The sequence below is a fragment of the Streptomyces sp. NPDC058650 genome (assembly GCF_042717315.1).
GTDB lineage: Bacteria > Actinomycetota > Actinomycetes > Streptomycetales > Streptomycetaceae > Streptomyces.
Map to the genome: position 1 here is coordinate 123139 of NZ_JBHXRL010000010.1, position 13507 is coordinate 136645.

A 13507-nucleotide genomic window follows, 5' to 3' on the forward strand; every position below is an offset into this window, starting at 1 on the left:
TCAGTGCGGCGATGTCCTCCACGCTATGCCCGCGGGGTTCGGCCCGCGACGTCGTTCACCGAGGGGCGGTGAGGCCCGCGAGGGTGAGTGCCCTGGCGACGGCCGGAAGGTCCAGCGGATCGCCGTCCGGGTTGGTGGGGCGCAGCCGATCCAGCAGCGGACCCGGCTTCAGCCGATGCGCCTCGGCTTCGGCCAGGAGAGCGTCCGCGCTCGGCCCGTCGGTGGCGCCGTCGATGTGGTCGGACAGTTCGCGCAGCGTGCGGTCCCGGTCGACGAAGTCGCTCATGCCGCAGTCCAGGCCGTCGTCGCCGAGGTCGTCGGGGTACGGCGCGCGAGCCCAGGACCCGTTCTCGTACCAGTAGACGCAGCCCAGCTCGTAGCCCTTGAGCCGGTCGTGCAGTTCGTCGTACGGAAGCCAGTCCGGGCCGCCCGCCAGCATGTCGATCGGCGGTTCGTGCCACTTGACGCCGCTCGCCTCGTCCTCGCCGTAGAGCACGAACCGGCCCTCGCCCATCCGGGACATGGTCCACCAGGTGCAGCCGGCGTCGTCGTGGTGGAGGCCCTCGTCGTCGATCCAGCGACCGGTGCGGTGGCCGCTCGGGCGACCCTCTTCCTCGGTGGTCGCGCTCATCGAGGCGAGCAGCGCCCACCGGGCCCACAGGACCTCGCCCTTCGGAAGGTCCCCGGGCAGTCCCGGACGGTGAATAGTCATCCTTGTCCCCGTGTGTCGTCGTCCCGACTCGAGAGAGCCGTCGAACGGAGACCGTATCGGAGGGGTCCGACACGGTCTCCGTTCGCCGCCCGCCGTCAGGCCGTCTTCGCCGGGGCCGGGGCCGGGGCCGGGGCCGTGCGGGCGAAGTGGCGGGCCGTGGGTGTCAGCGCCGCCGCTGCCGGTACGAGGAAGCAGGCGGCGGCGCACGCGCCGAGTACAGGCGTGACCCCGAAAGCGTCGATCGCCGGGGCGATCAGGGCCAGGCCGACCGGCGCGAGGCCGTAGGACACGAGGAAGTCCAGCGAGGAGACGCGGGCCAGCTTGTCCGGGGCGACCTCCCGCTGGGTGGCCGTGAACCAGGGCACATTGAACAGCTCGATCCCGATTCCGGCGACGGCGTACGCGGCGACCACGACGAGCGGGTGCACGGGCAGCATCAGGCTCAGCGGCGCGACGCCGTAGGCGGCCAGCCCGGCGAAGGCGGCCCAGCCCTGGGAGCGCGGGCGCCAACGGGCGATGACCAGGGCACCCGCGAGCGCGCCCACGGTGTACGCGGTCATGGCCGCGGCCAGCACCCACTGGGTGCCGTAGCGGTCCCTGCTGATCAGGGGCAGCGCGACGCTCGTGGCGGAGTAGCCGAGGGCGATGACCGCGACGAGGCCGGCGAGGCCGGCGAGGAACCACGGGTGGCGCCGCGCCTCGCGTATGCCCTCCAGGAACTCGGCGCGGAAACCGGCGCGCGGCGCGGGCTCCGCGGTCGGGTCCGGTACGGCGGCAGGGTCCGGTACGGCGGCCGGGTCCGCCGCGGTGGCGGCACCCTTGCCCGGGACGAGCGCGGCGACCAGCCAGAGCAGGCCGATGCCGAGCAGCAGCGTCCGGACATCGAGGAAGGCCGCGAGCAGCGCGGTCAGGGTGGGGCCGGCGAGGGTGGAACCGCGTACGGCCATGGTCATGGCGGCGTTGGCCTGTTGGCGGCGCTCGGGGTCGACGGTCTCGGCGGTGAGCGCCTGGAACGCCGGGCGGCAGGCGCCCTGTCCGGCGCCCGCGAGGGCGGCGGCTGCCGTCATCAGCGCGAGCGAGCCGCCGAGTCCGGCGGCGAGGAGGGGCGCGGCGGCCGCGGCGGCGAGGGCCGACCAGAACACGACCGCGCGGCGGGAGTGCCGGTCGGCGAGCACGCCGCCGACGGCGACGGCGACGAGGAAGCCGGCGGTGCGCGCGGCGAGGACCAGGCCGAGGCCTGCGGCGCCGAGGTCGCGGTGCAGCACGGCGAGTCCGAGGACGAAGGGCAGGGCCCAGGTCGCGAGCCCGGAGGCGGTGGTGCCCGCCCACAGGCGCAGGAACGCGATGTCGCGGAGGATCGAACGCGGGTGTGGGGTATCGGACTTGGCCGCTGTGGTCGGGGGTGTGGTCGCCACGGTGTGAGTGCTCCTTGGGGACGATGGATGGGGTGGGGGATCGGACCCCCGGAGTAGTTAATGAAAATGAATACCATTACAGTACCCTTCGAACGCGGCACTCCTGCCCGGTGCACGACAACACCCATGCCTGAGTCCAGGCCCCCCGCAGACCGGAGATCCCATGCGCCACCCCGCCCGCCTCGGCATCGCCCTGACCGTCCTCCTCGCCACCGTGGGCTGCTCCACGGCGGGCGGCGACGGCTCCGCGCCGGGCGCCAACTCCGCCGACCGGCCCTCCGTCGCCGCGGACGCCGTCACCAGCTGCGGCCGTCAGGTGTCCTTCGCCGGCACGCCGAAGCGCGCCGTCGCCCTGGACCAGACCTCGACCGAGACCCTGCTCGCACTCGGACTCCAGGACCGGATGGCGGGAACGGCCAACCTCAAGACGAAGATCCCGGCCCGGTACGCGGCGGCGTACGCCGAGATCCCGGTCATCGCACCGAAGATCGCCACGGGCGAGCAACTGCGCGCCGCCACACCCGACTTCGTCGTCGCCGGGTCCGCGGACCTGTTCACCAAGGACCGGGCCGGCACCCGCGAGGAGCTGGACGCCCTCAAGGTCCCCACCTTCGTCAGCGCCGTGGACTGCCCGCAGCAGAACGCGGCCGGCAAGACCCCCTTCGAACTGCTCTTCTCCGACTACGAGAACCTCGGCAAGGTCTTCGGAGCCGAGGAGCGGGCCGGTCGGCTCGCCGCCGACCAGCGGGCCACCGTCGCCAAGGCCGGGGCGAACGCCTCCAAGGTCCCCCAGGGCGCGGACCGGCCGACCGTCGTCTACCTCTACTCCGTCTTCAACGGCATGCCGTACGTGGCGGGCGGGACCGGTCTGCCCAGCGAGATGAGCCGGATCGTCGGCGCGAAGAACGCCTTCGACGACGTGGACGAGGACTGGCCGGAGGTCTCCTGGGAGGAAGTCGCCCGGCGCGACCCGGACTTCATCGTGATCGGCGACCTGTCCGAGCGCGGCCGGCCGGGCGACAGCGCCGCCGAGAAGCGCGCCTCGATGACCGGACACCCGGTGATCTCCGAGCTGGCGGCGGTCCGCGACGACAAGATCCTCGAAGTGCCGGGCATCGAGCTGGACCCCTCCGTGCGCTCGGTGCACGCCCTGGGACTGCTCGCGGACGGCATGAAGGACCTCGGGTATGCCCGCTGACCCGGTCGGCCGGGGCGGAACGACGGATCTCCTGCTGCCGGCGGCCCGCGGCTCGCGGACGGGTGGTGACGGGGGCGGCCCCGTCACCGCCCGCCGGCCCGTCGCCGGCCGTCGGCCTGCAGCGGCCCGGGTGGTGCTCTTCCTTCTCGCCCTGGGCCTTCTCGCGGGCTCGGTGGCCGCTGCCGTGCGCATCGGCACCGCCGACGTGAGCTGGACCGGCCTCGGACGCGTCCTCGGCACCCATCTCGGCCTGGACGTCGACCCGTTGCCCCCGCTCGTGGACTCCCTCGTCTGGGACCTGCGTCTGCCGCGCGTGCTGATGGCCGCCCTCGTCGGCGCCTCCCTCGCCGTCTGCGGTGCCGTGCTCCAGGCCGTCACCCGCAACGCGCTCGCCGACCCCTACCTGCTCGGCGTCTCCTCCGGCGCGTCGACGGGAGCCGTCATCGTCGTCGTCCTGCCTCTGACCGGGCTGGGCGCGAGCGCGCTCGGGGTCACCGGGGGCGCGCTCGTCGGCGCCCTGCTGTCCTTCGCCATGCTCCTGCTGCTGCTACGGCGCAGCGGGCTCGACTCCGGCCGCATCGTCCTCACCGGCGTGGTCGTCGGCCAGCTGTTCACCGCCCTGACCTCGCTCGTCCTCATGGCCTCGGCGGACGCGGACACCACACGGGCCGTCACCCACTGGCTGCTGGGCTCGATGGCGCCGGCCCGCTGGAACACCGTCGTGGTCTGCGCGATCGTCACCCCGCTGGGTCTCGCGGTCGCGTGGTTCTGCTCCACCGCCCTCGACGGGCTCTCCTTCGGCACCGACACCGCGGCCTCCCTGGGGATCGGCGTACGGCACACCCGGATGGTGCTCCTCGTGGTCACGGCCGTGCTGACCGCCGTGGCGGTGGCCACCGTCGGAGCCATCGGCTTCGTCGGGCTGATCGTCCCGCACGGGGTGCGGTTCCTGGTCGGGCCGCTGCACCGGGTCCTGCTGCCCTACGCGGCGCTCGCCGGAGCGGTTTTCCTGGTCTGGACGGACGCGCTGGCGCGAATCGCCTTCGCGCCCCGCGAGGTTCCGGTGGGTGTCATCACCGCTCTCCTCGGCGTACCGCTCTTCCTCCTCGTCCTGCGCAGGAAGGGGGAACTGTGAGGATCACCGCCGAAGCACTCAGCTGGTCGGTGGCCGGCACGCGCGTCGTCCGTGACGTCAGCGTGGACATCGCCCCCGGCGAGACCGTGGGACTGCTCGGCCCGAACGGCTCCGGCAAGTCGTCACTGCTGCGCTGCCTGGCCGGCCTCCGGGCCCCCGACGCGGGCGAGGTCCGCTACGACGGGGAGTCCGTACGGCACTGGAGCGCGCGTCGCGTCGCCCGCCATGTCGCCTTCGTCGAACAGGACTCGGGCGCGGACAGCGACCTGCGGGTCGGCGACGTCGTGGGCCTGGGGCGGACCCCGTTCCGGGACCGCTGGCGCGGTCCGGACGCCACCGACCGGGCCGTGGTGGCCGCCGCCCTCGAACGGCTCGGCCTGACCGCGCTCGCCGACCGCTCCTGGAAAGCGCTGTCGGGCGGCGAACGGCAGCGCGCCCACATCGCCCGCGCGCTCGCCCAGCAGCCGTACGCGCTGCTGCTCGACGAACCCACCAACCACCTGGACGTGAAACACCAGTTGGAACTCATGGAGCTGCTGTCCGGCACCGGCCGGACGGTCCTGGTCGCGCTGCACGACCTGTCGCTCGCCGCCCGGTACTGCGACCGGCTGCTGCTCCTGCACCACGGCCGGCTGATCGCCTCCGGCCCGCCCCCCGCCGTGCTGACCGCCGACCGGCTCGCCGAAGTCTTCGAGGTGGACGCCGAACTCACCGCCGACGCCTTGGGACATCCCCACGTGACGTACCGGGGGCCGCTCGGTGGCGCGGCACGTGCACCCCAACCCGCCCTGTGAAAAGGAAAGCCATGACCCAGACGATCCCCACCTCCTCCACCACTCCGACCCCTTCCGCCGCGACGTCCGTCGACGGCCTCGTCGAGGCCGTCCTGGCCGGTGCGCACGGCCCGCTTCCCTTCGAGCTCGTCGCGACCAGCGTGTTCTGGATCCACCACGGCACCCGCCTGGCCGGCGGCGACACCACCTATCTCAACCAGTACGTCCTCGTCCGCCTCGGCGGTTCGTTCGGCGGCTGCGCCTTCGAGGCCGGCGAGATCGACCCGTCGATCTGCCGCGACTCCTCCGGCGCCCCGCTCGACGTGCTCCTGCGAGACGCTCCGCGTCCGCTGCGGATCGCCGCCCTCGACGCGTACCTCTCCGAGGTCCGACCGCACCGGGCGGCCGGCGCGGCGGGCGAAGCCGAGCCGGTCACCCTCCCCACCGGAACCCCGGAAGTCCGCGCGAAGGCACGCGACGCGGCCATCGCCGGCCTGCTGGACATCGAGGAGGGCGCCGAGGTGGGTCTCATCGGCGTCGTCAATCCGCTCGTCGCGGCGATCCGCGCGCGCGGCGGCCGACCGCTGCCCTGCGACCTCAACCTCAGGACCACGCAGTGGGGCGACCCCGTCACCGCCGACATGCACGAGGTGCTGGACCGGGCCCAGGCCGTCGTCGCCACCGGAATGACCCTGAGCAACGGCTCGTTCGACACGATCCTCGACCGCTGCCGCTCCCGCGGCATCCCGCTGGTCGTCTACGCGCAGACCGGCAGCGCCGTCGCCCGCGCGTTCCTCGGCTCCGGCGTCACCGCGCTCTCCGCGGAGCCCTTCCCCTTCTCCCAGTTCAGCGCCGAGGAGACGGTCCTGTACCGCTACCGGACGGTGGGCGGCGCGTGATCCCCGCCGCCCGCCCGGCCCTCTCCACGGACGCCGACACGCGCACCGGCATCAGCACCGGCACCGGTTACGCGCCCTGTCACCACGGCGAGATCCTCCAAGGGGTCTTCCTCGACGGCGACGGGCGCCGGTGCGCCGGACTGGTCACCCTCCCCGTGGCCGGCCCCGGCAGCGGAGCCGAGTTCGTCCGCGTCCCCGGCACGCCGGCCGAGGCGCTCACCGTCCTCCCCGCCGGCCGGAGGAAGGCCGCGCACGCCGCGGCGCTCGCCGTGTCCGCGTGCGCCGAGCGGGCCGGACAGCCGCCCTGTGGAGGGGAGTTGCGCCTCACCGGCGACATACCGGTGGGACTGGGCATGGGCAGCTCGACCAGCGACGTGATCGCCGCCGTACGCGCGGTCGCGGACTCGTACGGCCTGTGCCTGACGCCCGAGACCGTCGCCCGGCTGGCGGTCCGCGCCGAGCTGGCCTGCGATCCGCTGATGTTGGACGGCGGTCCCGTGCTCTTCGCCCAGCGGGAGGGCCGCGTCCTGGAAGCCCTCGGCCCCTCCCTGCCGCCGCTGGTCGTGGTGGGCTGCGTGCTGGGCGGTGGAGCGCCCGTGGACACACTCGCCCTCCCCGCGCACGAGCTCGACGCCGGCGACGTACGGGACTTCGAGCTGCTGCGCGCGCGGCTGCGCCGTGCCGTGGCCACCGGCGACGTCGGACTGCTCGGGCAGGTCGCCACCGCCAGCGCGCGGCGCGGCCAACAAGTGCTCGGACACCCGGAGTTCGACGCCCTGACCGACATCGCCCGCCGGGTCGGGGCGGCGGGCGTGCAGATCGCGCACAGCGGCGCGGTGGCGGGCGTGCTCTTCGACCCGGCCGCGCCGGGGGTGCGGCACCGCGTCCGCGGCTGCCTGCGTGCCCTGGACGCCCACGGCATCCCCGCCACTCGGACCTTCACGACCGTCACCACCACCAAGGAGCCTGGGAATGGACCAGCACATCGCGGAGTCGATCGGCCGGCCGGACCTGATACGTCTCGACGACCGGCTCGTCTGCCTGCGTTTTGAGACGATGAAGGTGGTCTCCGCCCTGGCGGCGGTACGCCACCTCCTGGACACCGGAGTCGTACGGCGCGGAGACACCCTCCTGGACAGCTCCAGCGGCATCTACGCCTACGCCCTCGCCCTGGCCTGCCATCGGTACGGCATGCGCTGTCACATCGTCGGTTCGTCCACGGTGGATCACACGCTGCGCACCCAACTCGCCATCCTCGGAGCGACGTTGGAGCAGATGGAGTCGTGCAGCGATCTCAAGCTCGACCAGAAGCGGCGCGTCGAGCGGATCCACGAGATCCTCGCCGAGCACCCCGAGTACCACTGGATGCGGCAGTACCACGATGACATCCACTACCTCGGCTACCGCGCGATCGCCGACCGGGTCCGGGAGGCGACCGGAGCGGCCGGGCTCACCGTCGTCGGCGGGGTCGGCTCGGGTGCGTCGACCGGTGCCCTGGCCCGCTACCTGCGCGTGCCGGACGACGGGCCGGCCGACGTCGAACTGGTCGGCGTCCAGCCGTACGGCAGCGTCACGTTCGGCGCCGAGCACGTCTCCGATCCCGAGATCATCATCGCCGGCATCGGCAGCTCCATCCCCTTCGGGAACGTCTCGCACGAGCTGTACGACACCCTGCACTGGATCTCCTTCGACGCGGCACTGGCCGGCAGCGTCGACCTGCTGCGCCGGCACGCGGTCTTCGCGGGGCTCTCGACCGGCGCCGGCTATCTCGCCGCCCGCCACGAACGCGAGCGCACTCCCGGGCGGACGGTCCTCTTCATCGCCGCCGACACCGGCCACCGCTATGTCGACACCGTCTACGCACGGCACCGTGAGGCGGTGCCTGTCGCGGGCCTCGCCCCGCGCGACGTGACCGACCGGAGCGAGCTGGTCCTGCCGTGGTCCCGGATGCACTGGAACCGCGCGCGTGCGTGAGCACTCGTACGCTCCAGCGAGGTGATCACTCGTTGGTGAGTTCACCTGCGCCGTTCCCCGGGCGGGCGGGACGCTGGGGGAGAAGTGGCGGCGAGAGCGCGGCCGGGGCACGGGGTCCTGGGCGTGCCGCGGGTGGGGGCACGGTATGACGCGGGAGTCGGGATCCCAGGCGGGCCTGGACGAGCGGGCGGTGTTGCTGGCGGCGGGGCTCGCGGACCTGGCGGTGAGTACGCTGAGTTCGGGACTCGGGGCCGTCCGGGGCCTGTTGAGGCGATCGGACGCCGCCGAGGTGGCGGCGGAGGCCGAGCGGGATCTGGCGGCGCGCGGGCGCCTCGTGCTCGACAGGTACGCGTCACCGCCACCGGCCCACCTGGAGGTTCTCGCCCGGCACGTGCTGGCCCGGCGGGCCGACGATGACGTCTGACCGCTGGGATCCCGCCGCGTTCAAGGCGCGCGTCGACGACGTACTCCGGCGGTACGTCGCCGAGGAGGCCGACCTGTTGTCCGAGGTCGATCCCGCGCTGGGCCCGCTGGCCGGGCAGCTGGAGGCGGCGGTCGCGGACGGCAAGCGGCTGCGGGCGGCGTTCTGTTACTGGGGCTGGCGCGCGGTGGGGCAGCCCGACAGCGAACCGCTGCTGCGGGCGGCGGCCTCGATGGAGATCGTGCACGCGGCCGCGATCGTGCACGACGACCTGATCGACGACAGTCCGCTGCGGCACGGTCGGCCCACCGCGCACGTGGCCCTGCGCGGCGCGGTGGAGCACCACCCGCGGCCCGCCGCGGGTGCCCGGGCGCTGGCCATGCTCGTCGGGGACCTGCTCGTGTCGCTCGCCGGCCAGCTGTTCGTCACCAGCGGGCTGCCGGCCGCCTACCTCGGCCGGGCCCGCCCGCTCTGGGCGGCCCTGGCCCGGGACCTGATCGCGGGCGAGTGCCTGGAGATCCTGCACACCGGCGCCGCCCCGGACACGGCGGCGGCACTGAAGGTGATCCGCTACAAGACCGCCAAGTACACGGTCGAACAGCCCCTGTTGATCGGCGGCGCCCTGGCCGGGGCAGGGCGGCGGCTGCGCGAGGGCTACTCCGCGTACGGACTTCCGCTCGGAGAGGCGTTCCAGCTGCGGGACGATCTGCTCGGCCTGTTCGGAGACCCGGAGGTCACCGGAAAGGCCGGTGCCGACGACGTACACGGCCGGCGGCCCACCGCCCTCCTCGCGGAGACCTGGCGGCTCGCCGGGGACGGCGATCGCGGGCGGCTGCGCGACCTGCTCGGCCGGCCGGACGAACCCGACGCCCTGGAGGCCGTACGCGCGGTCATGCGGCGGCTGAGGGCACCCGAACGGGTCGAGGCCATGATCACCGCGCGGGTCGAGGAGGCCCTCCGCGCCCTGGACGGGCTGAACCTGCCCGCGCAGCCCGCCGCCGCGCTCACCACCCTGGCGCACTCGGCGGCGGCCCGCCGTTCCTGACGGACGACACGGACGACACGGACGGCACGGACGGACGACACGGAGAACAAGGAGCCCTGCCATGACCCGGACCGAGGCGTCGACGGACGCCCTGCGGAAGACCGGCGACGAACTCGCCGACGCCACGGTCGCCGCGCTCTTCGAGCGCGGCGAGGTCGGTACGTTCAACACCCTGATGCGGTACGTCTCCACCGTCGGCGCCCCGCTGCCGGACGGGCTGCCCGACGTCGCCCGGGAGTACCTCCGGGTCACGAGCGCCCCGCCGGCCTGGGTGGACTGGGGGGAGATGGAGAGGGCCCGGCTGTTCTTCATCGACAACAACGTGCACATCTCCACCGCGCTGTCCTTCGCCGCCATGCCCGCCTGCTACCTCGTGCCGCACGTGGCGAAGCTGCTGTCGACGACACACGGTCTGAGTTACCCGTCCACGCGCATGGCGGAGACAGGCCAGTTCACCGTCTACCTGATGCGTCCCGACGCCTTCGAGGCGGGCAGTCGCTTCATCCCCGCCGCGCAGAAGGTCCGCCTGCTGCACGCCTCCATCCGCCATCACCTCACCCGTGAAAACCTGTGGGACACCGAGGCGTTGGGGGTGCCGATCTGTCAGGAGGACATGATCGGCGGGCAGATGTTCTTCTCGATGCTCGTCCTCGACAGCCTGCATCGCCTCGGCATCCACATGACCTCCGAGGGCGCGGACGCCTACTACTACGCCTGGCGCGTGGTCGGTGCGATGCTGGGCGTCGACCAGGACGCCGTCCCCGAGACCCTCGACGAGGCCCGCCGCTTCCTCGACCAGTACATGATCCGCTACATGGGACCCTCCCCGGAGGGGTCCCATCTCACCCGGCAGCTGATCGACCTCTACGAGGAGGTCGTGCCCGGCACCCTCTTCGACCCGGTCGTCTCCGCACTCATCCGCTACCTCGTCGGCGACACCTGCGCCGACTGGCTGGACGTCCCCCGCACCCGCTGGGACACCCTCGTCAAGTCCGTCCCCCACCTCCTCGGCGTCCTGGAGACCATCGAGGACCGCTCCCCGCTCGGCGCCTGGGCCCTGGACCGCCTGGGCCACCTCACCACCGTCCTCGAACTGTCCTCCCTCACCCGCGGACGCGTCATGCACTACGCCATCCCCGAACACCTCAGGAAGGAGTACGGCCTCTCGGCCGCCCCGGCCCGCACCCGCCGCTGGACACCCCCGGCCGCCACGGTCTCCCCGTAATGCGCTTGCCCCCGCCGCTCGGGCGGGGGGCACGAGGATTCCCCGTCGCTCGGGCGAGGGGCACGAGGATTCCCCGTCGCTACGGCGCGGTCAGGGGGTGGGGAGTTCCGCCCGGACGGTGCGGGCCGCCGCGACCAGGTTCTCCAAGGAGGCGGCCCCCACCGGGCCCCGGAGCCCGTCGTGTCACCTCAGGCTCAGGCGCCGCAGAGGGACGCGGTCCGCACGGAGCCGCCGAGGTTCTCGTCGTCCGTGCCCAGCAGGGTGTCCGTGGAGTCGGGCAGGCACTCCACCGCCTCGATCTTGTACTGGGGGTACGTCCCGAGCACCGTCGGGGAGGCCGCGAGCGTGACCCGGACCCGGCCCGTCGCCGAGATCGTCACCCGGCCGACGTCGCTCACCGCGGAGTCGAACGGGCCGTCGTCACCGGCGTCCGCCGCCGAACCCACGACGAGCCGGCCGGCGGCGGTCACCGCGATGTCGGAGATGTGCCGCGTGCCGGCGTCGTCCGGGTACGTCGACCGGTAGGTCCGGTTCGTCACCGCGCCGAACAGCGGCTGCCCCCATGCGGCGAACGTCAGGGGCGCCGCGTACAGGGTGGCGGGACGGTCGGGTCCCGCGCCCCGGTCCGCCCACAGGGCGGCGAGCTTCCCGTTCTGCGCGACGAGCGCGAAGCTCTCGAAGTCGTCGCCCTCGCCGATCGCCGGCAGCGGCGTGTAGTCGACGACCGTCGCCGTGGAGCCGGAGACCTTCAGACGGAAGAGGATGCCCCGGCTGGTGAGCGCCAGGTACTCGCCCGGCATCCCCGGGATGGCCTCGACGGCTTCCAGGTCGACCGGCTCCGGCCCGTCCCAGGTGAGCGGGGAGACGGTGTCGGAGCCGTTCCGGTGGGTGATCCGGGAAAGCCGCTGCAGGCCGGACCGCTTGTTGTCGTGCACGGCCAGGACGCGCACTCCGGTTCCGTCCTCGGTGCGGCCCTCGTACGCGAGACCGCTGACACCGCTGCGGGCGTCGGCACCGACCTTCTGCCATTCTCCGGCGGCGCCTGCCGGGGCGGAGCCGAGCGTCGTCAGCAGCGCGATCGCCGCGGTGAGCCAGGCCATGCGCTGCAACATCGGAAGTTTCACGGGAGTCGCTTGCCTTCTCTGTCCGAAAGACGCGAGGTCACGCGCCGGACGTCAGGCTATTGATCTTGGTCGGGAAGCCCCCAGTGCCCGTTGCCCCGTTCGCCGGAGCGCGCGGTCGGACCCTGAGGGCGCACGGCTGGTATCGCACGCCCCCACCGGATCTCAGCCCGCCGCGCGCGCCTCCGTTCGCGGCTCGGCCGGTCCCCGCAACGGCAGCGTCCGGCTGAGGACGAGGTTCGTGGTCGTACTCCCGAACCGGGCCAGCGCGTCGACGAGCTCCTCCAGATGGGACATCGACGTGGCCGCCACCTTCAGGACGTAGCAGTCGTCCCCGGTGGTACGCAGACACTCCAGGTACTCCGGGCGCTCACCGAGCAGCCGGCGCAACGGCTCGTGCCGTGTCCCCGGGTACTTCAGCCGGACCACCGCGAGCACCGGATAGCCGGTCCGCTCCAGGTCCACCTCCGCCCGGAACCCCGTGATCACCTCGGCGTCCTCCAGGCGCCGCACCCGCTCCTTCGTCGCCGACGCGCTCAGGTTCACCCGCCGCGCCAACTCCGTGTACGCGATCCGGCCGTCCTTCTGGACTTCCCTCAGGATCGCCCAGTCCGTCGCGTCGATGGTCTCGGTCATCCGGCCAGATTACCGGCGGATCCACGGTCGAAGGGCCTCGGAACAGGCGGGAATCCCTTCTGCGGGACCCTGCCCCCTGACTAGCCTCGTTCTCGTGAAGATCGGAGTCAACATCCTCAACTTCGGACCCGGCACCGACCCCGGAGTCCTGCGGAACTGGGCCCGGACCGTGGAGGGCCTGGGTTTCGACCTCCTGATGGTCTCGGACCACATCGCCGTCACACCCGACGTCGCCGAGCGCTATCCGGCACCCTTCTACGAGCCGTTCACCACCCTCTCCTGGCTGGCCGGCCTCACCACCCGCGTCCGGCTCGGCACGACCGTGCTCATCGCGCCCTACCGGCACCCACTGCTCACCGCCCGGATGGCGGCCAACCTCGACCAGCTGAGCGGCGGACGACTGGTCCTCGGCGTGGGCGTCGGCTGGGCGCGACAGGAGTTCGCCGCCCTCGGCATCCCCTTCGAGCGCCGTGGCCGGCTCACCGACGAGCACCTGCGGGGCGTCCGGGAGGCGTGGGCGAACACCGCGGACTACGGGGAGAGGAGGATTCCGGTGTGGGTCGGCGGCAACAGCGACGCGGGGATGCGGCGTGCCGTACGGCTCGGGGACGCCTGGCACCCGCTGCGCCCCACCCTGCCGTGGCTGCGTGAGGGCGCCGACCGGCTGAAGGCCGCCGCGGACGAACTGGGGCTCCCCGTGCCGGGGCTGGCTCCGCGGATCGCCCTCCAGGTCACCGCGGCGCCGGTGACCGGCGAGGACCGGCTCGCGGGACACGGCACGATCGACCAGATCCTCGACGACCTCGACCGACTGCGGCAGCTGGGTGCCGAGTCCGTCGTCCTCGACCCGTACGCGGGGAACCCGAGCGAGACGCACCACCCGGAAAAGGCCTGGCAGGCACTCACCGCCGTGGCCGGGGCCCTGAACCTGTCCCACGACTGACCCCTGTCCC

14 protein-coding genes are annotated in these 13507 nt (G+C 73.1%); 10 read left to right on the top strand and 4 right to left on the bottom strand.

The annotated features are described in order from the left end of the window. Positions 1-55 precede the first annotated feature (55 nt). Together ACFWWU_RS19885 and ACFWWU_RS19890 are read right to left on the bottom strand one after the other, a co-directional pair. On the bottom strand, positions 56-712 hold the full coding sequence (locus tag ACFWWU_RS19885; RefSeq protein ID WP_384147029.1) for a hypothetical protein: 657 nt from the start codon (positions 710-712) through the stop codon (positions 56-58). A gap of 95 nt (positions 713-807) precedes the next feature. Further along, positions 808-2127 (bottom strand): MFS transporter, encoded by a 1320-nt coding sequence (locus ACFWWU_RS19890; RefSeq protein ID WP_384147031.1) that lies wholly within the window; start codon positions 2125-2127, stop codon positions 808-810. A 163-nt stretch (positions 2128-2290) separates the two neighbouring features. Here ACFWWU_RS19890 and ACFWWU_RS19895 point away from each other — a divergent pair, with 163 nt between their 5' ends. From ACFWWU_RS19895 to ACFWWU_RS19935, 9 genes are all read left to right on the top strand, one after another. Further along, on the top strand, positions 2291-3325 hold the full coding sequence (locus ACFWWU_RS19895; RefSeq protein WP_384147033.1) for an ABC transporter substrate-binding protein: 1035 nt from the start codon (positions 2291-2293) through the stop codon (positions 3323-3325). After that, positions 3315-4460 (top strand): FecCD family ABC transporter permease, encoded by a 1146-nt coding sequence (locus ACFWWU_RS19900; RefSeq protein WP_384147035.1) that lies wholly within the window; start codon positions 3315-3317, stop codon positions 4458-4460. The genes ACFWWU_RS19895 and ACFWWU_RS19900 overlap by 11 nt, the downstream gene beginning before the upstream one ends. After that, entirely contained in the window at positions 4457-5254 is a 798-nt protein-coding gene (locus ACFWWU_RS19905; protein ID WP_384147037.1) for an ABC transporter ATP-binding protein, read from the top strand. Before ACFWWU_RS19900 ends, ACFWWU_RS19905 begins: the two co-directional genes overlap by 4 nt. Positions 5255-5265: 11 nt before the next feature. Further along, positions 5266-6132, top strand: a complete 867-nt coding sequence (locus ACFWWU_RS19910) for a Rossmann-like domain-containing protein (RefSeq protein WP_384147039.1) — start codon at positions 5266-5268, stop codon at positions 6130-6132. After that, positions 6129-7184 carry a GHMP kinase gene (locus tag ACFWWU_RS19915; protein WP_384147041.1) on the top strand — a complete coding sequence of 352 codons (1056 nt, stop codon included), beginning with the start codon at positions 6129-6131 and terminating at the stop codon, positions 7182-7184. Before ACFWWU_RS19910 ends, ACFWWU_RS19915 begins: the two co-directional genes overlap by 4 nt. Further along, positions 7105-8106, top strand: coding sequence for a pyridoxal-phosphate dependent enzyme (locus tag ACFWWU_RS19920; RefSeq protein ID WP_384147043.1), 1002 nt, complete (start codon positions 7105-7107; stop codon positions 8104-8106). Before ACFWWU_RS19915 ends, ACFWWU_RS19920 begins: the two co-directional genes overlap by 80 nt. 145 nt (positions 8107-8251) lie before the next feature. Next, entirely contained in the window at positions 8252-8530 is a 279-nt protein-coding gene (locus ACFWWU_RS19925) for a polyprenyl synthetase (protein ID WP_384147045.1), read from the top strand. Continuing rightward, on the top strand, positions 8520-9572 hold the full coding sequence (locus tag ACFWWU_RS19930; RefSeq protein WP_384147046.1) for a polyprenyl synthetase family protein: 1053 nt from the start codon (positions 8520-8522) through the stop codon (positions 9570-9572). Before ACFWWU_RS19925 ends, ACFWWU_RS19930 begins: the two co-directional genes overlap by 11 nt. A gap of 61 nt (positions 9573-9633) precedes the next feature. Beyond that, positions 9634-10797: an oxygenase MpaB family protein gene (locus tag ACFWWU_RS19935; RefSeq protein WP_384147048.1), complete on the top strand. Its 1164-nt coding sequence runs from the start codon at positions 9634-9636 to the stop codon at positions 10795-10797. A 194-nt stretch (positions 10798-10991) separates the two neighbouring features. Here ACFWWU_RS19935 and ACFWWU_RS19940 read toward each other — a convergent pair whose 3' ends face one another. Continuing rightward, the gene (locus tag ACFWWU_RS19940; RefSeq protein WP_384147050.1) at positions 10992-11897 is read right to left on the bottom strand and encodes a hypothetical protein; all 906 of its coding nucleotides are present in this window, start codon (positions 11895-11897) and stop codon (positions 10992-10994) included. 186 nt (positions 11898-12083) lie between these two features. After that, positions 12084-12554, bottom strand: coding sequence for an Lrp/AsnC family transcriptional regulator (locus tag ACFWWU_RS19945; RefSeq protein ID WP_384147052.1), 471 nt, complete (start codon positions 12552-12554; stop codon positions 12084-12086). Between the two features lie 94 nt (positions 12555-12648). Between ACFWWU_RS19945 and ACFWWU_RS19950 the strand changes: the two genes are divergently transcribed. Then, positions 12649-13497 carry an LLM class flavin-dependent oxidoreductase gene (locus tag ACFWWU_RS19950; protein WP_384147054.1) on the top strand — a complete coding sequence of 283 codons (849 nt, stop codon included), beginning with the start codon at positions 12649-12651 and terminating at the stop codon, positions 13495-13497. The last annotated feature ends 10 nt before the right edge of the window (positions 13498-13507 follow it).

Excerpts from the sequence above, each read along its gene's own strand:
- ACFWWU_RS19925 (WP_384147045.1), top strand. The coding sequence starts at position 8,252 with ATGACGCGGGAGTCGGGATCCCAGGCGGGCCTGGACGAGCGGGCGGTG.
- ACFWWU_RS19940 (WP_384147050.1), bottom strand. The coding sequence starts at position 11,897 with ATGGCCTGGCTCACCGCGGCGATCGCGCTGCTGACGACGCTCGGCTCC.
- ACFWWU_RS19935 (WP_384147048.1), top strand. The coding sequence starts at position 9,634 with ATGACCCGGACCGAGGCGTCGACGGACGCCCTGCGGAAGACCGGCGAC.
- ACFWWU_RS19930 (WP_384147046.1), top strand. The coding sequence starts at position 8,520 with ATGACGTCTGACCGCTGGGATCCCGCCGCGTTCAAGGCGCGCGTCGAC.
- ACFWWU_RS19920 (WP_384147043.1), top strand. The coding sequence starts at position 7,105 with ATGGACCAGCACATCGCGGAGTCGATCGGCCGGCCGGACCTGATACGT.
- ACFWWU_RS19900 (WP_384147035.1), top strand. The coding sequence starts at position 3,315 with ATGCCCGCTGACCCGGTCGGCCGGGGCGGAACGACGGATCTCCTGCTG.
- ACFWWU_RS19945 (WP_384147052.1), bottom strand. The coding sequence starts at position 12,554 with ATGACCGAGACCATCGACGCGACGGACTGGGCGATCCTGAGGGAAGTC.
- ACFWWU_RS19895 (WP_384147033.1), top strand. The coding sequence starts at position 2,291 with ATGCGCCACCCCGCCCGCCTCGGCATCGCCCTGACCGTCCTCCTCGCC.
- ACFWWU_RS19885 (WP_384147029.1), bottom strand. The coding sequence starts at position 712 with ATGACTATTCACCGTCCGGGACTGCCCGGGGACCTTCCGAAGGGCGAG.
- ACFWWU_RS19910 (WP_384147039.1), top strand. The coding sequence starts at position 5,266 with ATGACCCAGACGATCCCCACCTCCTCCACCACTCCGACCCCTTCCGCC.